Source organism: Thioclava sp. JM3 (genome assembly GCF_002213185.1).
In the GTDB taxonomy this organism is placed as follows: Bacteria; Pseudomonadota; Alphaproteobacteria; order Rhodobacterales; family Rhodobacteraceae; genus Thioclava; species Thioclava nitratireducens.
Window position 1 is genome coordinate 1 of record NZ_NBOB01000010.1, and the last position, 22,162, is coordinate 22,162.

Genomic DNA, 22,162 nt, shown 5'->3' on the forward strand with positions numbered 1-22,162 from the left:
CGAGCCTCGACGGGCTCGCCCCGTGGGAGTATCACCAAAGGTCGAAAGAGGACCAAACCCTGAACAGAGCTAACCTAGAAACGCGGACTCAAAGGGGAGCAGGTCAGCTACAACCCATCAGAAATCGAGGTTCTCCACCGCTAGGGCGTTCTGTTGGATGAACTCGCGGCGGGGTTCCACGACGTCGCCCATCAGCTTCGAGAAGATGTCCTCGGCCTCGGCCACGTCCTCGACTCGCACCTGAAGCAGGGTCCGCGCGGAGGGGTCGAGTGTGGTTTCCCACAGCTGCTCGGGGTTCATTTCGCCCAAACCCTTGTAGCGCTGCAGGCTCAGGCCCTTTTCACCCTCGTTCAAGATCGCGTCGAGCAGTTCGAGCGGGCCGTGGATCAGGATTTCGCGCTCTTTGCGCACCAGCTTCGCCGGGCGGTCGTAGACCTCTTGCAGCTGCTCGGTCTGGCTGCCCAGACGGCGCGCTTCGCCGGAGCGCAGCACGGCACCGTCGAGCGTGCGGACCTCTTCCACGCCGCGCAGAACGCGGGCGAGGCGGATACCGTGATCCTGCGTCGGACGGCCCTGCCAGCCGCGCTCGTATTCCAGAGCGACGAGGTCGAGGCGCTCGGCCACCGAGTTCGCGACGCCCTGCGCGTCTCCGTCGATCTTGCCCGGCACCATAGCGCCCGCGATCGCGGCCTGTTCGAGGATGTGATGCGGGTAATGGGTCGGGAAGGTTGCGAGGATCCGCTTGATCAGGCGGGCCTCTTCCACGACGCGCTTGAGATCCTGACCGCTGATCTCCTCGCCGGTGTTGAGCCGCAGAATCGCCCCTTCGACGCCCATATCGATCAGGTAATCCTCCAGCGCGGTCTGATCCTTTAGGTAGACCTCGGATTTGCCGCGCGCGACTTTGTAAAGCGGCGGCTGCGCGATGTAGAGGTAGCCGTGCTCGATGATCTCGGGCATCTGGCGAAAGAAGAAGGTCAGCAGAAGCGTTCGGATGTGCGCACCATCGACATCCGCATCCGTCATGATGACGATCTTGTGGTAGCGCAGCTTGTCGATGTTGAATTCGTCACGACCGATTCCGGTGCCGAGCGCGGTGATCAGCGTGCCGATCTGATCCGAGCTGAGCATCCGGTCGAAGCGCGCGCGCTCGACGTTGAGAATCTTGCCGCGCAGCGGCAGCACCGCCTGGTTCTTGCGCTCGCGGCCCTGCTTGGCTGAACCGCCCGCGGAGTCACCCTCGACGAGAAAGACTTCGGAGAGCGACGGATCCTTCTCCTGACAGTCGGCGAGCTTGCCGGGCAGGGAGGCCACATCCATCACCGTCTTGCGGCGCGTGAGTTCGCGTGCCTTGCGAGCAGCTTCCCGGGCCAACGCAGCCTCGATAATCTTGCCGACGATCTGCTTGGCCTCGTTCGGGTTTTCCTCGAACCATTCGGCGAGCTTCTCGTTCACGAGGTTCTCGACCGCCGGACGGACCTCGGAGGAGACCAGCTTGTCCTTGGTTTGGCTGGAGAATTTAGGATCGGGCACTTTCACCGAGAGCACGCAGGTCAGACCTTCGCGCGCGTCGTCGCCGGTGAAGTCGACCTTCTCGCGCTTGGCGATGCCGCTTTCCTGCGCGTATTTCGTGATCGTGCGGGTCAGTGCCCCGCGCAGGCCCGCCATATGGGTGCCGCCGTCACGCTGCGGAATGTTGTTGGTGAAGGGCAGAACGGTTTCGTGGTAGCTGTCGTTCCACCACATCGCGCATTCGACGCCGATGCCGCGCACCTCGCCGACCATGTAGATCGGGTCCTCCATCACGGCGTTTTTCGAGCGATCCAGATATTTCACAAATTCCCGAACGCCGCCTTCATAGTGCAGCTCGGTCTTGAGCGGCTCGGCGGGGCGCTCGTCTTCGATGATGATACGGACGCCGGAGTTCAGGAAAGCCAGTTCGCGCAGACGCTTTTCCAGCGTGGCGAAGACGAACTCACGGTTCGAGAAGGTGCCCTCGGGATCGTCTTCCTTGCTCGACGCGAGGAAGCGCACCTCGGTGCCGCTCTCGTTCGGGGCCTCGCCCACGACATGCACATGCTCGACGCATTCGCCATGCTCGAAGCGCGCCTTGTGGATCTTGCCGTCGCGCCAAACCGTCAGTTCCAGCCAGTCCGACAGCGCGTTCACCACCGAGACGCCAACCCCGTGCAGACCGCCCGACACCTTGTAGGCGTTGCCGTCGTCGTCGGTGTTGTTGAATTTCCCGCCGGCGTGCAGCTGGGTCATGATGACCTCGGCCGCGGAGACGCCTTCTTCGGCGTGAATGTCGACGGGAATCCCGCGCCCATTATCACGCACGGAGACCGAAGAATCCGCGTGAATTTTCACGGCAACGTAGTCGGCGTGACCCGCGAGAGCCTCGTCGATCCCGTTGTCGACGACCTCGTAAACCATGTGGTGCAGGCCCGAGCCGTCATCAGTATCGCCGATATACATGCCGGGCCGTTTCCTCACGGCCTCCAAGCCCTTGAGAACCTTGATGGAATCGGCGCCGTATGCGTTCTTCTTCGGGGTGTCGTCGGTCATGCCTGCCCGTCCTTTATCTGTTGCCGGTTTTATATCGGCTGGGCCCGGGAATGTCACGCGTCAGACACAAGATTTAGGGGGTCACGTCACGGCGATAAGAAGGCCGACGAGGATCATCAGCCCACCCGCGATCCGGTTGAGCTTTGCGAGCTTGCCGCGGCTTTGTACAAAGGCGCGGATGCGGCCCACGAAGGCGGCGAGGATAAGGTTGCCGGTCAGCGGTACGATGGCCGAGATCAGACTGACCGTGGCGATGTCGATCCAGGTCATCGTGGCGATCGGAAAGAAGCCCGGCAGGATGCCCATGTAGAACAGGATCGCCTTGGGGTTGCCGATGATCACGATGAGCCCGGCGACGAAGCCCGCCCACATGCCCGGGCGCGTCAGGCGGCTGTCGGAGCTGATCTGATGTTCGGCATGGCGGATCAGGAGCGCCCCCATCCCCACGAACATCGCGACCGCCACCCAGCGCAGCGCATCGAGGAACCAGCTGAATTCGCCGACCAGCCACGATACGCCCAAGATTGCGAGTGCGGGCCAGACCATGTCGCCCACCGTCACGCCAAGCGCGAGCGGCCATGCAGAGGCGAACCCGCCGGCCATCGCGCGAGCGAGAAGGGCGAGCCAGACCGGCCCGGGGGTGAGGAAGAGAACCAGAAGCGCGCCGGTGTAGAGCGCGATCTGCGATAAGGTGAGGGTCATGGGAGGGTAAGGCTTCCGTCGTCGGCCAGCGGCCAGAAGGGATTATGGGCAAGTTCCCAGACATGGTGGTCGGGATCGGCGTAATAGCCCGCATAGCCGCCCCAGAAAGTCTTCTCGGGGGCTTTCAATTCGGTTGCGCCTGCCTTGAGGGCGGCATCGAAAGCGGCGTCCACGTCTTCGGGGCTGTCGAAGTTCTGCGCCAGCGTCATCGCGCCTGTGCCCAGCCTTGCGCGGGTAAGGCCCTGATCGGCGGCCAGCGCCGGCAAGGAGAACAGGCTCAGCGCCATCCCGTGCAACTGGTAGAAGGCGACGTCCTCCTGCTCGGCATGGGGCTGCCAGCCGAGCGCTGCGTAGAAGCGCTTCGACTGGTCGAGATCGGCCACGCCCAGCGTGATCAGCGTCACACGTTGCTGCGGATAGCTCACGGCATAGCCTCCCTCACCTCAGAGCCCTGCGGCCCCTCGACCACTTCGAGATATTGCCCCCGGTCCCCGAGCGCGTCGAACAGCTCAGCTCCCGTGCCGGTCATCAACACCTGCGCGCCCATCGCGCAGATTTCGTCATAAAGCGCCGCGCGCCGGCCGGAGTCCAGATGGGCGGCGACCTCGTCGAGCAAAAGCACCACATCCTCGCCCGCAAGCGCCCGCGCATTGGCGAGGATCAGCGAGATCAGCAGCGCCTTCTGCTCGCCCGTCGAGCATTGCGCGGCGGGGGCATCTTTCTCGACATATGTGGCGAGAAGATCGGCCCGGTGCGGCCCCTCCAGCGTGCGGCCCGCTGACATGTCGCGCGGGCGATTGGCGTCGAGGGCCGCGGCCAGATCCCCGGGGCCTTCGTTCTCGAGGACCAGATGCGCTGCTGGAAACGCCGTCGCCGCATCCGCCTGCGCCTGCATGATCCGCGTGAGGGCTTCGGCCCGGTTCGCCCGGATCGCAGCGCCCGCCTCGGCCATCTGTGCCTCCAGCGCGTGATACCAGTTCGGATCGCGGACCATGTCCTTGAGCAAGCGGTTCCGCTCGCGCATCGCCTTTTCATAGGCCAGCGTGACCTCGGCATGGGCGGGGGTGAAGCTCATCACCATCCGGTCGAGAAACCGTCTGCGCCCCTCGGCCCCTTCGATCCAGAGCCGGTCCATCGAAGGCACCAGCCACAGCACCCGCAGAATCTGCGCCAGTGCCACCTGCGGCGCGGCTTTGCCATCGATCTCGACCCGGCGCGACTCGCCGGGCAGGGCGGAGGTCTCGATCTCATGGGTGTCGGTGGCGGCGCGCAGCTTCCAGCCAACGGCTTCGGCGCGGCGCATCAACTCGTCGGCCTGCGCCCGGCGCAGCCCACGCCCGGGTGAAAGCAGCGACACCGCCTCGAGGATATTCGTCTTGCCCGCGCCGTTGGGCCCGTAGATTGCCACGGGCCGCCCGTCGAAAGCGATTTCGGCACGACGATGCGAGCGGAACTGCAATATCTTCAGTTCACGCAGCATCGCGCCTCTTCTTCTCGATGGAAATATCCCCGCCGGAGGCTTCCGTCAGGCCTCACACGCGCATCGGCATGACCACATAGACCGCCGAAGTGTCGCCACCTTCGCGCATCAGGGTCGGATCGCCCGAGGAGTTGAACAGGAAGACGGCATTTTCGCGATCGACCTGGCTCGCGATCTCGAGCAGGTATTTCGCGTTGAAACCGATCTCCAGCGGCTCGTCGGCATAGGCCACGACCAGCTCTTCTTCCGCGGCACCGGCATCGGGTGCGTTGACCGAAAGTACCAGCTTGTCGGCTTCCAGAGCCAGTTTCACCGCGCGCGACCGCTCCGACGAGACGGTCGCCACACGGTCCACCGCTTTTGCGAATTCCGATGCGTCGACTTCCAGCTGGCGGGTGTTCCCGGTCGGGATGACGCGGGTGTAATCGGGGAAGGTGCCGTCGATGACCTTCGAGGTCAGCGTGATCACCGGGGTCGCGAAACGGACCTTGGTTTCCGAGACCGAGACCGCGATTTCCTGATCGTCGTCCTCCAGCAGCTTGCGCAGCTCGTTCACCGTTTTGCGGGGCACGATCACGCCGGGCATACCCGAGGCGCCTTCGGGCAGGCCGGAATCGATACGCGCCAGACGGTGACCGTCGGTGGCGACGCAGCGCAGCACCTGACCGTCTTCGCCGGTCGCGATATGCATGTAGACGCCGTTGAGGTAATAGCGGGTCTCTTCAGTCGAGATCGCGAATTTCGACTTGTCGAACAGGCGCTTGAGCACCCCGGCCTTGGCCGTGAAATTCGCGGTGTATTCCGAAGAAGCCATCACCGGGAAGTCTTCCTTCGGCAGCGTGGCGAGGTTGAAGCTCGACCGACCGGCCTGCACGTTCAGACGCCCGGCGGCCGGGTCGTCCGAGATCGAGACCAGCGCGCCGTCGGGCAGTTTGCGCACGATTTCATGCAGCATGACCGCCGAGACCGTCGTGGCCCCGGCCTGTTCGACCTGCGCGGGCGCCTTGTCGACCACCTCGATATCGAGGTCGGTCGCGCGGAACTGGACAGTGTCGCCTTCGGCTTCGATCAGCACGTTAGCAAGGATCGGGATCGTGTTGCGGCGTTCCACAACGGATTGCGCTTGCGAGACGGCCTTGAGCAGCGCGGCGCGTTCGATGCTGAATTTCATGTCGATCCCTCACGACTTTCCGGGGCTGGCAAGGTAGCACCTCGCGCCACCGGCACAACGGTTTTCGCAGACATTCGGTCGCTTTGTCCGGAGCGTCAAGCCCAGCGGGCCAGATCAGCTTTCAAGGAGGCGGCGGAGCAACTCGATATCTTCGGCGAGCTGCGAATCCGTGCCGCGCAGTTCCTCGATCTTGCGGATGCCGTGCATGATCGTGGTGTGATCGCGCCCGCCGAAGCGGCGCCCGATATCGGGAAGCGAGCGGGTGGTCAGCGATTTCGCGAGGAACATCGCCACCTGGCGCGGACGAGCGATGGCGCGCAGGCGCTTGGGCCCCACGAGATCGGAGAGACGGACGTTGTAATGCTCCGCCACCTTGCGCTGGATTTCTTCGACGGTGACCTTGCGCTCGGACTGACGCAGCTGGTCCTTGAGGCATTCCTGCGCCAGATCCATCGTGATCTCGCGCCCGATCAGCGAGGCATAGGCGAAGAGGCGGGTCAGCGCGCCTTCGAGGATGCGCACGTTCGAGGTGATCCGGTGTGCCACGAATTCCAGAACGCCGGGGGCGATCTGCAGGTCGGGATACTGAACCTTGTAGGCTTCGGTCTTGGTCTGAAGAATACCGAGGCGCAGTTCGTAATCGGTCGGGTGCAGGTCGACGACGAGACCGCAGGACAGGCGCGACTTGATGCGCTCTTCGAGGTCCTTGATCTCGCCCGGGGCACGATCCGCCGAGATGACGATCTGTTTGCCCTGATCCACGAGCGCGTTGAACGTGTGGAAGAACTCTTCCTGCGTGGAATCTTTCCCGGCGATGAACTGCACATCGTCGACCATCAGAACGTCGATCGAGCGGAACATCTCCTTGAAGTCCATGATCTGCTTTTCGCGCAGCGCCTGCACGAAGCGATACATGAACTGCTCGGCCGAAAGGTAGAGCACGCGCAGATCCGGACGCTGATGCTGTAGGTCATGCGCGATCGCATGCATCAGGTGGGTCTTACCAAGCCCGACGCCGCCATAGAGGAACAGCGGGTTGAACGTGACCGGGCCACCTTCGGCAACGCGCTTGGCGGCGGCATGGGCCAGTTCGTTCGGCTTGCCGACGACGAAGCTGTCGAAGGTGAAGCGCGAATCTAGCGGCGCGCCGGGAAGCGGCTCGTCGGGACGCGGGGTCTTGCGGAGCTTGGCGGCTGCAGCGGGAGCCGGGGCAGGGGCCGGAACCGCAGGGCGGGTCGCGCCATTCGCCGTGCCGTTCATCGGACGACGGGCCGGGACCGAGATGTCGACGCGCTCTGCAGAGATGCCCGCCCGACGCAGTTCGCTCAGGATCGGTTCCGCAAAGTTGCGCGAGACCCAGTCGCACATGAATTTCGTCGGTGCTTGGAATGAGGCGATGCCGTCCTCGAGGTCGATCAGCTCGAGCGGAGCGATCCAGGTCGTGTAGTTGTTTTGCCCAACAGCTTTTTGAAGCTCATTGCAGACCTGCCCCCAAGTTTCGTCCGTCATTTTTCCGCCCATCGCCAAACACAAATAAGTTGCGTCTTCGTCCCTTGGGATTGCGGCAAGCCCGGCTGGCAGCTCGGCCTCGATTACAAACAGACACGACCTACCTGCCGGGATTGAAACCCGGTTTCAGGCAGAGTTGCCGAAAGTGAGGAGTTGGACCCCCTCGAGAATCGGAATCGCATTTCGCTGGTCGCCAACAGGCTTTTTCATTTGTCGTGGCAGACTTATTTGCCCCCGACGGCCAGATAAATGCGTCATGTCCCCCAAGGCGACGTGAATCGCAGGTAGAAGCTAGCAAGCTGGCGAGCCAGCAGGCAACCGACCTTTGCGCTTGACGTGAGATTCCCCGAAACGAATCTGAGGGGGCTGCGCAAAACTGCAACAGTTTCGTGTCAAGGCACTGATTGTCCAAGAAAAAACGCGCCCACCAAATAGGCGGACGCGTTTTTTCTCAAGGAATCCAGCGTATTCCGGAGCCGGCTCGACCCCGGGGCGCAGATCAGGCGTTGAGAGCCTTCACGCGCGACGCAAGGCGCGAGACTTTGCGCGATGCGGTGTTCTTGTGCAGAACGCCCTTGGTGACGCCGCGAGCCAGCTCGGGCTGGGCAGCGCGCAGAGCGTTGGTTGCCGCTTCGTAGTCGCCCGAAGCGATCGCTTCTTCGACTTTGCGGATGAAGGTACGGATGCGCGAACGACGAGCTTTGTTGACGTCTTGGCGGCGCTCGTTCTGACGGGCGCGTTTCTTGGACTGGGGCGTGTTAGCCATGTGTATCTTCCCACTTTCCGGGTCTGTTCAAATCTTTCAATCGCACGACAGACCCCGGGCTCCAGCGAACCTAGATGATTCTAGCCTAAGCGGGCTCCACGCGCATGTGAGGCGGCCTCATAAGGCAAATTGCGCAAAAGGGAAAGGGAATAATGAAAAGCGGGGCCGAAGCCCCGCCATCTGGTGTCGTGCGAGCGGCCCGAAAGGGCTCACTTGTCGCGGAACTGAGGCTCGCGCTTTTCGAGGAAGGCAGCCATGCCCTCTTTCTGGTCGTCGGTGGCGAAGAGCCCGTGGAACAGACGACGCTCGAACAGGATGCCTTCGTTCATCGTCGTCTCGTAGGAGCGGTTCACCGCTTCTTTCGCGGCGCGAGTCGCAAGCATCGACTTCTCGGCGATCTTCTGCGCCGCAGCCATAGTCTCGGGGATCAGCTTGGCATTCGGGACGACCCGGCTGACAAGTCCCGACCGTTCGGCCTCGCCGGCATCCATGAAGCGGCCCGTGAGGTGCATGTCCATCGCCTTGGACTTGCCCACGAAGCGCGTCAGGCGCTGGGTGCCGCCGATCCCGGCGATCACGCCGAGATTGATCTCGGGCTGGCCGAACTTGGCGTTCTCCGCGCAGATGATGAAATCGCACATCATCGCCAATTCGCAACCGCCGCCGAGCGCGTAGCCCGCCACTGCAGCGATGATCGGTTTGCGGATGCGGTTGATGGCATCCGCTTCCTTGCCGAAGAAGTCGCTCGTGAACATGTCCACGAAGCTCTTTTCCGACATTTCCTTGATGTCTGCGCCAGCCGCGAAGGCCTTTTCCGAACCGGTGATGACGATGCAACGCACCTTGTCATTCTCTTCCGCCGATTTCAGCGCCTCGGCCAGTTCCCCCAGCAATTGGGAGTTCAGGGCGTTCAGTGCGTCGGGGCGGTTGAGCCGGATCAGGGCAACGTAATCCTCGATCTCGACGATCAGGGTCTGGTAGGCCATTTCGGTCTTGCCTTTCCTTGTCTCTGAACGGGACTCCTAGCAGAGCGTCAAATCAGATCAAGCGTCTTGTGATGCCGGAGCGCTGCGTCATTTCTGGCAGGCCGGGCAGAAAAAGGTGGATCGTCCGGATTGAACGATGCGCCGGATCGGCGTGCCGCACGTGCTACAGGGGGCGTCCTCGCGGTCGTAGACATGGAAGCTGTGCTGGAAATATCCCAGTTCCCCATCCGCTTGCCGATGGTCGCGCAGAGACGACCCTCCCGCCGAGATCGCCTCGGTCAGCACCTCGCGGATGATCGGTACCAGCGAGGCGATGCGTGCGTTCGAAATCCGCTTCGCCTGACGGCGCGGGTCGATACCTGCCCGGTGCAGCACCTCGCAGACATAGATGTTGCCGAGACCCGCCACGACATGCTGGTCGAGCAGCGCAGACTTGATCGGGGTCGCGCGGCGTTTGAGCGCCTCGACCAGATAGTCTTCGTGGAAGTCGTTACCAAAGGGCTCGGGGCCCAGGCCCGCCAAAAGCCAATGCGCCTGCTCGCGCTCGGTCAGCACCAGATCCATCGCCCCGAAGCGACGCGCGTCATTGAAGGTCACACGTCCGCCACCCGCCATGTGCAAAACAACGTGATCGTGTTTCGCAGGCGCGGGATGTTCGAGGTGAAACTCGCCAAGCGCCACGCCCGAGACCAGCATGCGGCCCGACATCCCGAGGTGGATCAGCAGGCTTTCTCCGCTGTCGAGATCCGCGAGGATGTATTTCGACCGTCGCCGCAGACGGTCCACGCGGGCCCCCTGCAACCGCTCGGCCATCCGCTCGGGCAGGGGCCAGCGCAGGTCGGGCCGATTGACTTCGGCACGCTCGATCCGATGGCCTTCCATGGCCGGGACCAACCCGCGACGAACCGTCTCGACCTCGGGCAATTCGGGCATAGTTCCTCCTCATCGCATTGTCTTGGGGCAAAGGGCCCCTATAAGAAGGGGGTGAAATGAGGATCGGCAAGGGCCCATGAGCGCAGAGCAATCAAAGACCACGCATTTCGGTTTTCAGACCGTGGACGAAGATGCCAAGGCAGGCATGGTTCACGGCGTGTTTTCGCGAGTGGCATCGAAATACGACATCATGAACGACCTGATGAGCATGGGCATCCACCGCGTCTGGAAGGACGCGATGATGGATTGGCTCGCGCCGCGACCGGGTCAAAAGTTGCTCGACGTGGCGGGCGGGACCGGCGACGTGTCCTTCCGCTTCTTGAAACGCGCAGGCTCGGGCCACGCGACGGTCTGCGACATGACCGAATCGATGCTGATCGAGGGCCGCAAGCGCGCCGAGGCCGAAAGCATGGCCGACAGTCTCGACTGGGTGGTCGGCGACGCGATGGCGCTGCCCTTCGCGGATAATTCCTTCGACGTCTACACGATCTCTTTCGGCATCCGGAACGTGACGCGGATCGCGGATGCGCTCTCGGAGGCCTACCGGGTGCTCAAGCCTGGTGGACGGATCATGGTGTTGGAGTTCAGCCAGATCCCGAATGAACTGATGCAGAAGGCCTATGATCTCTATTCCTTCAACGTGATCCCGAAGATGGGCGAAATCGTCGCGAATGACCGCGACAGCTACCAGTACCTGGTGGAATCGATCCGCAAGTTCCCCTCGCAGGAGACCTTCGCGCAGATGATCCGTGAAGCCGGGTTCGACAATGTCTCCTACCGGAATCTGTCGATGGGAATCGCGGCGCTGCACTCGGGCTGGAAACTTTAACCGATGCGCGGACCCCACAACATCTGGCGCCTGATCCGGACGGGCGCGACCTTCATCCGCACGGGTGCGATGCATCAGGCGCTTGAGGCGATGGATGCGCCGCCGCGGCTGCGCGCCGTGGCCTATGCGATCAGCGCGCCCTTCGCATGGCTTGGCTACAAGGGCGATCCGGAGCTACCGCCGGTTACGCGCGCGATCACCGCGCTGGGCCCGGCCTATATCAAGTTCGGTCAGGTCCTCTCGACGCGGCCGGACGTGGTCGGCGCCGAATTGGCCGATCAGCTGCGCGTGCTGCAGGACAAGCTGCCGCCCTTCGAGACCTCTATCGCCAAGCGTATGGTCGAAGACGAACTGGGCGCGCCCGCCGATCAGCTGTTCATCGAGTTTTCCGAGCCCGTCGCCGCCGCTTCGATCGCGCAGGTCCATTCCGCGCGCCGAGCGGACACGGGTGAACGGGTCGCGGTGAAGGTATTGCGCCCGGGGATCGAGCGCGCTTTCCGTCGCGATCTCGACGCCTTCCATTTCGCCGCCGCGATGATCGAGCGGATTTCGCCCGCGTCGCGGCGCTTGCGCCCGAGCGAGGTAATCAAACACTTCGAATCCGTGGTTCTCGGCGAGTTGGATCTGCGTCTGGAGGCAGCTTCGGCTTCGCAATTCGGCGCCAATACCGTAGGTGATGCGGGCTTCCTAGTGCCACAGCCGGTCTGGAACCTCTCGGCCAAGCGGGTGATGGTGCTTGACTGGGCGGAAGGTCTGCCGATGGGCGACCCGACGGGTCTGCGCGATGCGGGACATGACGTGGCCGCCATCGGCGAGCGCGTGTTGCAACTGTTCCTTAGCCATGCTCTGCGCGACGGGTTTTTCCATGCCGACATGCATCATGGCAATCTCAAGGTGGCTGGGAACGGGGATATCCTCGCCTATGATTTCGGGATCATGGGGCAGATCGACGAATATACCCGCCGGGTCTATGCCGAGATACTCATGGGCTTCATCCAGCGCGACTACAAGCGTGTGGCCGAGGTGCATTTCGAGGCTGGTTACGTCCCCGCCGATCGCGATGTCGACGAGTTCGCGCTGGCGCTGCGCGCCGTGGGAGAGCCGATCTTCGGGATGGACGCCGCCCATATCTCGATGGCGCGGCTTTTGGCCTATCTCTTCGAGGTGACGGAGCGCTTCGGGATGCAGACCCAGACGCAGTTGATCCTGCTGCAGCGCACGATGGTCGTTGTTGAAGGCGTGGCGCGTTCGCTCCACCCGTCGATCAACATGTGGGAAGTCGCAAAGCCGGTCGTGGAGAAATACATTCGCGAAAGCCTCGGTCCGCGTGCCATCGCGAATGATCTGCGCAAGACGGTGCAGGTTCTGGGTCGCTTCGGGCCACAACTTCCTGACCTCGTGAAGGCGGCGATCCGCAAGCAGACCGAACCGACACCGCCCCCGGTGACGGTGACCCGCTGGCGCTACGCGGCACTGATCTCAGCCGGGACGGCCCTTCTGCTGCTTGGCGTCGTCCTGGGCGAGCTGCTTTAACCCTCCCGCAGCGCGCTGACCGTATCGGCGGGAACTTTGGCCCCGCCTTCGAGCGTCAACATCGCGCCGTTAGCGCCTGCTTGCACCTCGACCACCCGGCTATAGGCCGCGACCGGATCGGTGCCGATCAGATTGCCCGCCGCGTAGCTTTGCAGCGAGAAGCGGTATTGCCCAGCCCCTAGCGATTGGCCCGCCTCGTTGGTTCCGTCCCACGCATAGCTTTCGAGCGCAGGCGAAATCAGCTTCTTCGCGACCTGTTCCTCGGTCGAATCCGTGATCACCAGAACGGCTGCGTCGGCCCCCGATTGCGCCGCGGGCGCAAGGTCGATCGGCGTCGAGCCGTCGAAGTAACTCGGTGCCTCGGCGCGGGCCTGCATTCCGACCCAGCTCGCCAGTTCGCTCAAACTGCCAAGTCCAATCTGGCCTGACAGAGCGATCAGCAGATCGTTGGTCTTTACCTGTTGCTCGACGCTGGAGAATGTCGCGAGTTGCACCGCGAAATCGGCGCTTTCGATCGGATTGAGCGGATCCTGATTTTTCATCTGGGCGGTGAGCATCGTCAGGAAGGTTTCGAAATCCGAACTGAGCGCCGATGGGGCTTTTGCATCGCCACTGTTCGCTGCGGCCGTGGCGGCGACGTTGGGGGTCGCCGGGGTTACGGGGGAAGTGGTGGTGGTCATGATGATCTCCTACATGCGCAGGTCGAGCCCGCCTCGGGGTGGGGCTAGGCGGGTGGCGGGGCGCGGATTGGGGTCAATCGGCGTCTCAACGTGGGCGACGCCTGGGCCAGTGCCTGACCTGTCGAATATATCGGGCCGCCGCTGGGGGCGCTCCTCGCGCTGGCTGAACTGAAAATCGAGCGTGCCATAACCCAAGTCGCGTATTTCGCGCGCGAAAGTATCGATATGGCGGCGCATGAGCTCGAGTGTTTCGGCGCGATCGGCCTGTATCGCGACCGTCATGCCATGCTGGCTTGCATGGAGGATCACGCGCACGTGGCCCAATTCTTTCGGCGAAAGCGCAATTTCCACTGGCCGATCGGGCATCCGCTGCAGTGAAATACCAATCTGATGCGCTATTGACTGCGCGATAGAAGCCGGGGCGGGCTGCGGCGCTGAACTTGTCGGCGCCGCCCCGCCTGTCCCCGCAGCCAGTGGTGCGCTGTGCGCGGCTGAGGTTTCGGGCGTCTCAGCCGTACTGAACCGCGCTCTGGGCAACTCGGACCTCTCCGTGTCCCCCTGCGCCGCCCGAAGCGCAGCTGTCCCCAGATAGATAGCCTGAGCATGGCTCATGCGAGCAGTCGGGGCATGGGCCGCAACGTCCATGGGTAGAATATCACGATCCACCCGGACCGAAGGTTCGCGCGCCTCGGCTTTGTCATTCTTGGACGTATCGCTTGATGTGCTGAAAAGGCGCGCGGAGTTGAACTGTAGTTGTGGCGGCGGCTGCCAGCGGGTAGAGGCCCGCGCAATTTCTGCGTCGACTGGCGGAGCTTTGGCCGCCAAAGCGTAGTGAGGGTCTGATGCTTTCCCGCTCTGCACTACTTTTGCGGACACAGCGACCGTTTCGACCGTTTCCAAGGATGCGCTCCGCCGCACTGTGATCCCCGCAGCTCCCGCGCTTGGAGGCATAGCGTCGGCTGCCTCGGTGCTTGTGGCCGGTTTTGACGTGAAAACCGGCGTCGCGGCTTCGTGGTCGCCTCTGTTCGGGGATGCTTGCGGTGGCGCTGGCTCTGGCCCTTGGCGGATTACAGCCCGGATCGCTTCCCCGTTCGCTTTCGCTGCGGTGTTACTCCGCCCCTGAAAAAACGACTCTGCGGATAGAGATGGCGCCTGAGCCCCGGTTTCTGCAGGAGGCGCGTGCGCGGACCGCGCCGTCTCCTCGGTCTCCACGGGCAAAGTTTCCGGCGAGGCACGGGGACGGAGAGGCTTCGTGCCTCCCGTGTCCCTTTTCCTGTGACGCTTTGATGCAACATGCTCAGCTACTGGCTGCTCATTCTCGGGGGCGGGGGCGAGCGACTCGTTCACGTCGAAGGTTGCTTTCGGGGCATGCTCGGCACTGTGAACGACCACACTATCGGAAGCAGACGCACCGATTATTGGCGGCAAGGACACCGCAGATGTTTGCCCGGGATTGGCAGTTCTTTGTTCTCGCGCGTCGCTCGGCACCGCGAGTGGCTCCCGGTTCGACAGTGATCGTGGTGCCAGCCCATCCTGTCTGGAGTCGTTTCTTTGGGGCTCGATATGTGGTTGCATCGTGACTCCGCTCGAAACTGGAGCAGAAGTCATCACGTTGCCGGAGGTAGTCTCAGCGACTTTTGCTGCGGCTTTTGTCGGGTGCGTTTCGCTGGACTTGTCTGTCTCGGCGCCGTTCTCTCTCCCTCGAGGGCGCGCGACGCCGTCTCTCGCGGCAACGTTCTTCTCCGTGGGCTTCACGATATCGGTCCCTTTGACCTGGTTTCGTTCGACCGTGGAAGCAGACTGCAGTTGGCGATGGGATTTCTGCGGTCCAAGCAGCACGATGACCTCAGACAAGTCATTTGAAACCGATGCGCGGAGAACGGCACCCTCTCTCTCCTCATGCGCGGACTGATCGTCCTCTGATCCTGCGCCGCTCTCCTTTGATGCGGCCGCGTCCGTATTACGAGCTTCGTCGGTAGTAGGCGCCGCTGCCTCGGCCACGAGCGCGAAATCCCCGCTCGGCGCTTCATCCGCCCCGGTATTGACGGTCGCTGACTTGATTTGGCTGCCCACGCCTTTCGGCATTTCTGGCATCGGAAAGGGAATCATGGTCCTCACGACCTCTGTCTGTGTCGAAACCACTATCGCGGCAGGAACTTACCGATTCTTTACGCCCGACTGGCAGAGTGCAGAAAATTATCCGCAATTGGAGAGTTCGATGCTTCGCCCGACCATGTCACCAGGGCCGCGTGCCCCGGTCCTTTCGCCGCAAGACGCCAAACTTTTCGCGAGAGCCAAGGCGTTCGAAGCTGGTTTCCTTTCGGAAATGTTGAAAGAGGCCGGACTGCAGGCTGACGACGGCGCTTTCGGCGGCGGCATCGGGGAAGCGCAATTCGCATCTTTCTTAAGAGCCGAACAGTCGAAGGCCATGGTCGACGCGGGGGGGATCGGCCTTGCCGAAGTCATCTTCGAATCGCTCAAGAACGGAGAACAGGATGCCTGAAACGACTACCGCGGAAGAGCTCATCTCGCTACTGCGCCTCGAACGAGAAGCAATCCGGGCGGCGGAGTTCTCCGACCTCATTGCCTTGAGCGACCGAAAGGAGCGCGCGATGGCCGCGCTGACGAAGCCTGATCGCGGCAGGGTCGAGCAGATTCAGGCGCTTGCCCGCGAGAATCAGGTGCTGCTGGCCTCTGCTCTGGAAGGAGTGCGCGCTGCGCAGGCCCGTCTCGAGGTAATTGTGGCGGCGGCGAAAGGCTTCGATTCCTATGACCGAGAAGGGCGTCCGCAGCCTATTCGCCGCGGTAGTGCGGATTTCGAGCGGCGTGCATAAGCTGTTAATCATGAAAGACATTTCTCAAGAGTTTAGGGACAGGATTTAGCAGGTTGTTAGCCTTTGCTCGGCCATTGTGGCGCCGCATCCAAGCGATGGCGCGCTTCAAAGCTCACGAGGCGCATTGGTCAGAAAGCCATGAGCGCCGCGTCGAACACGCGGCTTTGCAACCGAGTGACGCAAAGCGTCGACATTAAAAGGATAAATCATGTCCAGCATTCTGACGAATACCGGCGCCATGATCGCGCTGCAGACTCTGAAAGGGATCAATTCCGGCCTCGCCACCACCCAATCTGAAATCTCGACCGGCAAATCGGTCGGCTCGGCGAAAGACAACGCGGCCGTATGGGCGATTTCGAAGGTCATGGAGTCCGACGTAAAAAGCTTCTCTGGCATTTCGGATAGCCTCGCGCTGGGGGAATCGACTGTCGCGGTGGCCCGTAAGGCCGCCGAAACCGTGACTGACCTGCTGACCGATATGAAAAGCAAGATCGTCGCGGCACAGGAGTCGAATGTCGACCGCGACAAGATTCAGACGGATATCGACGCACTTCAGGAGCAACTGACGTCGGTCGTCGGGGCGGCGCAGTTCAATGGCCTGAACCTGGTCGATGGCTCCTCGGCTGCGACCGTTAAAGTGCTGTCGTCGCTCGACCGCGCCTCGGACGGCACCGTTTCCGCGAGCCATATCGACGTCACCGCCCAAAACCTCTCTGTCGGCAGTTACTCTGCGAAAGCGGCCTTCACCGGTTCGGCCGGGGTGTCTACCGATAAGGATACCGCCGCCACGACTCTCGCCAAGGCTGATACGACGGGCGTCAAAGTCTTTCTCGATGACACGGTTACCTGGGCCGCGGGCGATAGCGTGAAGGTCAGCCTCGGAGATCAAACGGTCAGCTACACGCTCTCCGAAGCGGATGCGGCGCAGACCGGCACTGCACGCACCGACTTGATCGCCGCTGGACTGAAATCGGCGATCGACGCGCTGGGCATCGCCAACCTGCAAGTCGACTTCACCGCCGGTGTGAGCACCACCAGCGACTCGACCCTGACCTTCAAGAATGATGGCGGCGCCGATCTGGCCGGCGATCTGACGATCGTGTCGCAATTCCTCAATGCGGGCTCAGGCGGTCTCGCCGCGGTCGCATCGATTGACGTGACCACTGACGCGGGGGCGACCGCTGCGCTCACCAATATCGAGACGCTGATCCAGACGGCAACCGATGCGGCTTCTTCCTTCGGTTCGGTCGAGGGCCGGATTGGCACGCAAGCCGACTTTATCTCCAGCCTCAGCGACTCGCTCAAGGCCGGTATCGGGTCGATGGTAGACGCGGATATGGAAGAGGCCTCGGCACGGCTTCAGGCTCTGCAAACTCAGCAACAGCTAGGTATCCAGGCGCTCTCGATCGCCAATCAGCAGCCCCAGAACATCCTTTCGCTGTTCCGTTAAAGTTCGGGTAGGGGCGCCTGATCCGGCGCCCCCGCTTCCCTCATGCCCTCCGCACATGATCAGTTTCAGTCACCGGAAGGATTTCCCGTGTACGCGACGACTTTGGCCAAAACGGCCTATTCCAATCCGAGCCAGCCGATGCGCACACCGCGCGGTCTCGAATTCGAGCTATTTGCCCGCATCACGCGTCGCCTTAAACAGGTGTCTTCGCAGGACGTGCCCTTTGCCGCGCTGGCAGAAGCGATCTTCGAAAACCGCCGCCTCTGGACCGCGCTCGCGGCGGATGTGGCGGATCCCGAGAATGGCTTGCCGCAGGACCTCCGCGCGCGCATTTTCTTTCTAAACGAGTTCACGCAGGCGCATAGCCGCCTCGTCCTTTCGGAAAAGCGTTCGGTCGATGTTTTGATCGACGTGAACACCGCAATCATGCGCGGGTTGCGGCAAGAAGGGATCAAACAATGAGCGGCCTCGTGCTTAAACTCGCCCCAAAGGAGAGAGTGCTGATTAATGGCGCGGTTATCGAAAACGGAGATCGCCGATCGCGGCTCGCGATCATGACGCCGAACGCAAATATCCTGCGGTTGCGCGACGCGATCCATCCGGAAGAGGTGAACACGCCTGTCCGGCGCGTGTGCTATATCGCGCAGCTCGTGCTGTCGGGGGACACCGACCCCGAAGAGGCAAGGATGCAGTTGCTTCGGGGGATCGAACAACTCAGCCAAGTTCTCAAGGATCACGATAGCCGGGCGCAGCTGAATGCGGCCACGCTCGCCGTGATCGAGAACCAGCATTACCAAGCGCTGAAGGCGCTACGGACGCTTCTCCCACGGGAGGAACGTCTTCTCGCCGCGGGGGCGTCATGACTTATCAACCCGTTATTCCCTTTTCCGGGTTCGCGGGGTGGCGGTTTCTCTCGCGCACGATGGAAACGCAGAAGGCGGCTTTCGCGGCGTCGTCGGAAAACCAGCGTCTTGATCGCTATTTCCGTGAGACGATCGGAAGCATCGATACGGCACAGGAACTGGTCGATGACCGGCGCCTTTTGAGCGTGGCGCTGGGCGCGTTCGGTCTCGATGCCGATATCGACAACAAGTACTTCATCCGCAAAGTACTCGAAGAGGGGTCTTTGGATCGCACGGCGCTTGCCAATAAGCTGTCGGATAAAAGCTATCTCGCACTGACCAAGGCATTCGGTTTTGGAGATTTCGCTATTCCGCGCACCAAGCTTTCGACATTCGCGGATGAGATCCTGAACCAATTCGAGAGCCGGGAATTCGAAGTCGCGGTCGGCGGGGTCGACAACGACATGCGCATGGCGATGTCCCTTCAGCGTGATCTGCCCGCACTCGCGGCAAGGGACCTGTCCGAGCCTGCGAAATGGTACACGATTATCGGATCGCCCGCTTTGAGCCGGGTCTTCCAGACCGCGCTCAACCTGCCGCCGAGTGTCGGCGCTTTGGATGTCGAGCAGCAGCGCGACATCTACATGTCCAAGGCGCAACGCGTCTACGGCACCTCCGATCCGGCTGAACTCGCCGCGCCGGAGAAGCTGGCTGCCCTGACGCGGGACTATCTACTGCGCGCGCAGCTTTCGAACAAGGCCAGCGTCTCTCCGCAGAATGTCGCGCTCAGCCTGTTGCGGAACACAGGGACGCAGGGCCTGTCCCTTCGACTCTAGGCTTTAGGGGAACTGCGCTGCACGGCGCAGCTCGCCCGTTTTCAGGCCGCGCCAATTGGTGATTGGCCCGGTCAATCTGCGATGTACCACCGGCGCGCTGGCATCGAGCGCACCAAGGCGGATCAGCAGCGCGATTATCGCCGCTTCCGAGGCCCGGGTTGCGCCATCAGTGATTTTCAGGGCGACGCCGCGCTTCTGATCCGGAAGCATGGCGACGTAGACGCCTTCCGCACCGGTTTTGACGGCGACACGCCCGTTCGCCTCGCGCATGATTTCGGTGCAGGCGCGCCCTTCGCCCGCGACCATTTCAGGATACTCCATCATCGCGTCGACCAGTCGGGCGGCAGCGCGCGCCCGCAGATCGCCGTCCGGTTTCGCCGACGCGAAGAATTGCATCGCTCGCGCGAGGCCAGCGAGGCTCGTCGCGAAATTCGGGGCCGAGCATCCGTCGATCCCATAGCGCGGAGAGCTCTCTTCGGTCACCTCTTCAAAGGCGGATTTCACGGCGCGCTGCACCGGGTGATCGATATCGATATAGTCCGGCCCGCCGCCCAGATGCCGGTTCAGCGTCAGGAAGCCGGCATGTTTGCCCGAGCAATTGTTGTGTGCTTGGCAAGGCGCGTCGTCCGCGCAGATCAGATGTTTCTTCTCGGCCTTGTCGCGCGGCAGATGGGCCCCGCAGCGCAGATCATCGTCCTTCATCCCGAGCGTCGCGAGCCAGTCTTCGACTGCGGCGCGGTGCATGCGAGCGCCGGAATGGCTCGCGCAGGACAGGGCCAGCTGGCAAGTGGTCAGGCCAGCCGCCTCCGCCGCCCCGCTTTCCAGCAGCGGCAAAGCCTGAATCATCTTCACGGACGATCTCGGAAAAATTACTGTTTCGGGATCGCCCCAAGCCGCTTCGATGCCCTCGGGGCCGAAGATCACTGCATGGCCATGATGGACGGATTCACACATCCCTCCGCGCCATAGCTCAATCATTGCCTCGGGTGCCGTCATCGCCTGCCTCCTATGCGCGAAATCTCGCCGTCGCGGGGTTTTCCCCCTAGGCTTTTTAGGGTTAAATGAGTGTTATCGAGAGGAAAACGCATCCGCCACCGAAAACAGGGTGACCAGCCCGGGCGATGCAGAGGCAACGTGACAGCTGGAGGCTGTAAGCATGATGATGAAGGGTCTGCGGATCGCGGCGGTCGCCGCGCTCATGATCGGGGCGGGGCACGGCGCAATTGCGCAGGAAAGCACCAACCGCGTCGCTGCGAATACCGATTGGAGCGTCTTCGTCGATAACGATCCGAAAGAATGTTGGGGCGTGTCGAAGCCGAAGAAAACGGTCAACACCAAGGCTGGGAAGGTCGTACAGGTGAACCGCGGGGATATCCTGCTCTTCGTGACCTATCGTCCGGGTAAGGCGCCCGAGATTTCCTTCATGGGCGGCTATCCTTTCGCGGATGGCTCGACCGTCGATCTGGAAGTCGGGGGGCAGAAATACACCCTCTTCACCGACGGTGGCGGCGCTTGGGCCGGATCGCCGGAAGAGGACGCGAAGATCATCGCCGCCCTAAAGGCTGGCGCAGACGTGAAACTGACCGGTCGTTCGAGCCGTGGCACCCAGACCGAGGACACGTTCTCGCTGATGGGCTTCACCGCCGCGACCGACGAGGCCGAGCAGCGCTGCAAGTAAGCGACCCTCGCGCCTGACATTTGAGCCCCGGCCATGCGCCGGGGTTTTCGCGTTCGAGCCAAAAGCGCGACGCCCCCTGTTAATGCAGGGGCGAATCCCCTATATGAGGCGCCTCATTTCAAGGAAACATGCGATGACCCAGTCTCAGGCTCCGATCACGCAAGACGTGCACACGATCCCGCGCAAGCTGCCCGAAGGCGGCAAGGTGAATCTCATCGGCCTCACCCGTGACCAGCTGCGCGCGGCGCTGATCGAGGCGGGCACGCCCGAGAAGCAGGCGAAGATGCGCGTCGGCCAGATCTGGCAGTGGATCTATTACTGGGGTGTGCGCGATTTCGCGGCGATGACCAACCTCGCCAAGGATTACCGGGCAATGCTGGCCGAGACGTTCGAGATTACCCTGCCCGAGATCGTCTCGAAGCAGGTCTCCGAGGACGGCACGCGGAAATACCTTCTGAAGATCGCGGGCGGCCACGAAGTCGAGGCGGTCTACATCCCCGAGGAAAACCGCGGCACGCTGTGCATCTCGAGCCAGGTGGGCTGCACGCTGACCTGTTCGTTCTGCCACACCGGCACGCAGAAACTCGTGCGCAACCTGACGCCCGGCGAGATCGTCGGCCAGGTCATGCTCGCACGCGACGATCTGGGCGAATGGCCCGAGAAGAACAGCCCGAAGAACGAGACCCGTTTGGTGTCGAACGTCGTTCTGATGGGCATGGGCGAGCCGCTTTACAACTTCGAGAATGTCCGCGACGCGATGAAGGTCGTGATGGATGGCGAGGGGCTGAGCCTCAGCCGCCGCCGGATCACGCTCTCGACTTCGGGCGTGGTGCCGGAGATCGCGAAGACCGCCGAGGAGATCGGCTGTCTGTTGGCGGTGTCCTTCCACGCCACGACCGACGAAGTGCGCGACAAGCTGGTGCCGATCAACAAGCGCTGGAATATCGAGACGCTGCTGAACGCGCTGCGGGAATATCCGCGCCTGTCGAACTCCGAGCGGATCACGTTCGAATACGTGATGCTCAAGGGGGTGAACGATAGCGACGAGGACGCGCGGCGCCTGGTGAAGCTGATCCGCGGCATCCCCGCGAAGATCAACCTGATCCCGTTCAACGAATGGCCGGGCGCGCCCTACGAGCGCAGCGACTGGGAGCGGATCGAGAGCTTCGCCGACATCATCTACAAGGCGGGCTATGCCTCGCCGATCCGTACGCCGCGCGGCGAGGACATCATGGCCGCCTGCGGTCAGCTGAAATCGGCGACCGAGCGGGCGCGCAAGTCGCGGGCGCAAATTCAGGCGGAGGCGGGTCTTTAAGGAACCCGCTTCGCCGGGTCCGCATTGACGCTGGGTGTGGCTAGTTTCCG

22 protein-coding genes are annotated in these 22,162 nt (G+C 62.4%); 10 read left to right on the forward strand and 12 right to left on the reverse strand.

Going from position 1 to position 22,162, the window contains the following annotated elements; genetic code table 11:
- Nucleotides 1-117 precede the first annotated feature (117 nt).
- The 9 genes from gyrB to mutM all read right to left on the reverse strand — a co-directional run bounded on the left by gyrB (nt 118) and on the right by mutM (nt 10,115).
- Nucleotides 118-2,568 (reverse strand): DNA topoisomerase (ATP-hydrolyzing) subunit B, encoded by a 2,451-nt coding sequence (gene gyrB, locus B6V73_RS16805; protein ID WP_075776770.1) that lies wholly within the window; start codon nt 2,566-2,568, stop codon nt 118-120.
- An 81-nt stretch (nt 2,569-2,649) separates the two neighbouring features.
- Nucleotides 2,650-3,270: a LysE family translocator gene (locus B6V73_RS16810; protein WP_075776771.1), complete on the reverse strand. Its 621-nt coding sequence runs from the start codon at nt 3,268-3,270 to the stop codon at nt 2,650-2,652.
- Entirely contained in the window at nt 3,267-3,695 is a 429-nt protein-coding gene (locus tag B6V73_RS16815) for a VOC family protein (RefSeq protein WP_088725871.1), read from the reverse strand. Before B6V73_RS16815 ends, B6V73_RS16810 begins: the two co-directional genes overlap by 4 nt.
- A complete protein-coding gene (gene recF, locus B6V73_RS16820) occupies nt 3,692-4,750 on the reverse strand; it encodes a DNA replication/repair protein RecF (RefSeq protein ID WP_088720557.1) in 1,059 nt (352 codons plus the stop codon). Before recF ends, B6V73_RS16815 begins: the two co-directional genes overlap by 4 nt.
- Before the next feature lie 52 nt (nt 4,751-4,802).
- Entirely contained in the window at nt 4,803-5,921 is a 1,119-nt protein-coding gene (gene dnaN / locus B6V73_RS16825; protein ID WP_078521612.1) for a DNA polymerase III subunit beta, read from the reverse strand.
- A 114-nt stretch (nt 5,922-6,035) separates the two neighbouring features.
- Entirely contained in the window at nt 6,036-7,430 is a 1,395-nt protein-coding gene (dnaA, locus tag B6V73_RS16830) for a chromosomal replication initiator protein DnaA (RefSeq protein WP_088720565.1), read from the reverse strand.
- A 499-nt stretch (nt 7,431-7,929) separates the two neighbouring features.
- The gene (gene rpsT, locus B6V73_RS16835; protein WP_075776775.1) at nt 7,930-8,196 is read right to left on the reverse strand and encodes a 30S ribosomal protein S20; all 267 of its coding nucleotides are present in this window, start codon (nt 8,194-8,196) and stop codon (nt 7,930-7,932) included.
- A gap of 209 nt (nt 8,197-8,405) precedes the next feature.
- Nucleotides 8,406-9,182: an enoyl-CoA hydratase gene (locus B6V73_RS16840; protein WP_075776776.1), complete on the reverse strand. Its 777-nt coding sequence runs from the start codon at nt 9,180-9,182 to the stop codon at nt 8,406-8,408.
- An 87-nt stretch (nt 9,183-9,269) separates the two neighbouring features.
- Nucleotides 9,270-10,115 (reverse strand): bifunctional DNA-formamidopyrimidine glycosylase/DNA-(apurinic or apyrimidinic site) lyase, encoded by an 846-nt coding sequence (gene mutM, locus B6V73_RS16845; RefSeq protein WP_075776777.1) that lies wholly within the window; start codon nt 10,113-10,115, stop codon nt 9,270-9,272.
- A gap of 76 nt (nt 10,116-10,191) precedes the next feature.
- Here mutM and ubiE point away from each other — a divergent pair, with 76 nt between their 5' ends.
- On the forward strand, nt 10,192-10,944 hold the full coding sequence (gene ubiE / locus B6V73_RS16850; protein WP_075776778.1) for a bifunctional demethylmenaquinone methyltransferase/2-methoxy-6-polyprenyl-1,4-benzoquinol methylase UbiE: 753 nt from the start codon (nt 10,192-10,194) through the stop codon (nt 10,942-10,944).
- Between the two features lie 3 nt (nt 10,945-10,947).
- Nucleotides 10,948-12,477 carry a 2-polyprenylphenol 6-hydroxylase gene (gene ubiB, locus B6V73_RS16855; protein ID WP_088723400.1) on the forward strand — a complete coding sequence of 510 codons (1,530 nt, stop codon included), beginning with the start codon at nt 10,948-10,950 and terminating at the stop codon, nt 12,475-12,477.
- On the opposite strand, the gene B6V73_RS16860 is transcribed toward ubiB, so the two are convergent.
- Nucleotides 12,474-13,157, reverse strand: a complete 684-nt coding sequence (locus B6V73_RS16860) for a flagellar hook capping FlgD N-terminal domain-containing protein (RefSeq protein ID WP_088725872.1) — start codon at nt 13,155-13,157, stop codon at nt 12,474-12,476. The genes ubiB and B6V73_RS16860 overlap by 4 nt on opposite strands.
- A 9-nt stretch (nt 13,158-13,166) precedes the next feature.
- Nucleotides 13,167-14,057, reverse strand: a complete 891-nt coding sequence (locus B6V73_RS20865) for a flagellar hook-length control protein FliK (protein WP_168174924.1) — start codon at nt 14,055-14,057, stop codon at nt 13,167-13,169.
- Between the two features lie 1,333 nt (nt 14,058-15,390).
- Between B6V73_RS20865 and B6V73_RS16870 the strand changes: the two genes are divergently transcribed.
- The 6 genes from B6V73_RS16870 (at nt 15,391) to B6V73_RS16895 (ending at nt 19,119) form a co-directional block, all read left to right on the forward strand.
- Nucleotides 15,391-15,660 (forward strand): rod-binding protein, encoded by a 270-nt coding sequence (locus B6V73_RS16870; protein WP_206185602.1) that lies wholly within the window; start codon nt 15,391-15,393, stop codon nt 15,658-15,660.
- The gene (locus B6V73_RS16875) at nt 15,653-15,991 is read left to right on the forward strand and encodes a hypothetical protein (RefSeq protein ID WP_088725875.1); all 339 of its coding nucleotides are present in this window, start codon (nt 15,653-15,655) and stop codon (nt 15,989-15,991) included. Before B6V73_RS16870 ends, B6V73_RS16875 begins: the two co-directional genes overlap by 8 nt.
- A 208-nt stretch (nt 15,992-16,199) precedes the next feature.
- On the forward strand, nt 16,200-17,441 hold the full coding sequence (locus B6V73_RS16880; RefSeq protein ID WP_075776784.1) for a flagellin: 1,242 nt from the start codon (nt 16,200-16,202) through the stop codon (nt 17,439-17,441).
- Between the two features lie 87 nt (nt 17,442-17,528).
- Complete coding sequence (flaF, locus tag B6V73_RS16885; protein ID WP_077701342.1) at nt 17,529-17,903, forward strand: flagellar biosynthesis regulator FlaF; 375 nt, start codon at nt 17,529-17,531, stop codon at nt 17,901-17,903.
- On the forward strand, nt 17,900-18,304 hold the full coding sequence (gene flbT / locus B6V73_RS16890) for a flagellar biosynthesis repressor FlbT (protein ID WP_075776786.1): 405 nt from the start codon (nt 17,900-17,902) through the stop codon (nt 18,302-18,304). The genes flaF and flbT overlap by 4 nt, the downstream gene beginning before the upstream one ends.
- Entirely contained in the window at nt 18,301-19,119 is an 819-nt protein-coding gene (locus B6V73_RS16895) for a DUF1217 domain-containing protein (protein WP_088725876.1), read from the forward strand. The genes flbT and B6V73_RS16895 overlap by 4 nt, the downstream gene beginning before the upstream one ends.
- Before the next feature lie 3 nt (nt 19,120-19,122).
- Here the strand turns inward: B6V73_RS16895 and B6V73_RS16900 are convergent, their stop codons facing one another.
- On the reverse strand, nt 19,123-20,115 hold the full coding sequence (locus B6V73_RS16900) for an asparaginase (protein ID WP_088725877.1): 993 nt from the start codon (nt 20,113-20,115) through the stop codon (nt 19,123-19,125).
- Between the two features lie 166 nt (nt 20,116-20,281).
- Here B6V73_RS16900 and B6V73_RS16905 point away from each other — a divergent pair, with 166 nt between their 5' ends.
- Together B6V73_RS16905 and rlmN are read left to right on the forward strand one after the other, a co-directional pair.
- Nucleotides 20,282-20,797 carry an invasion associated locus B family protein gene (locus B6V73_RS16905; protein ID WP_075776885.1) on the forward strand — a complete coding sequence of 172 codons (516 nt, stop codon included), beginning with the start codon at nt 20,282-20,284 and terminating at the stop codon, nt 20,795-20,797.
- 133 nt (nt 20,798-20,930) lie between these two features.
- A complete protein-coding gene (rlmN, locus tag B6V73_RS16910) occupies nt 20,931-22,112 on the forward strand; it encodes a 23S rRNA (adenine(2503)-C(2))-methyltransferase RlmN (RefSeq protein WP_088725878.1) in 1,182 nt (393 codons plus the stop codon).
- The last annotated feature ends 50 nt before the right edge of the window (nt 22,113-22,162 follow it).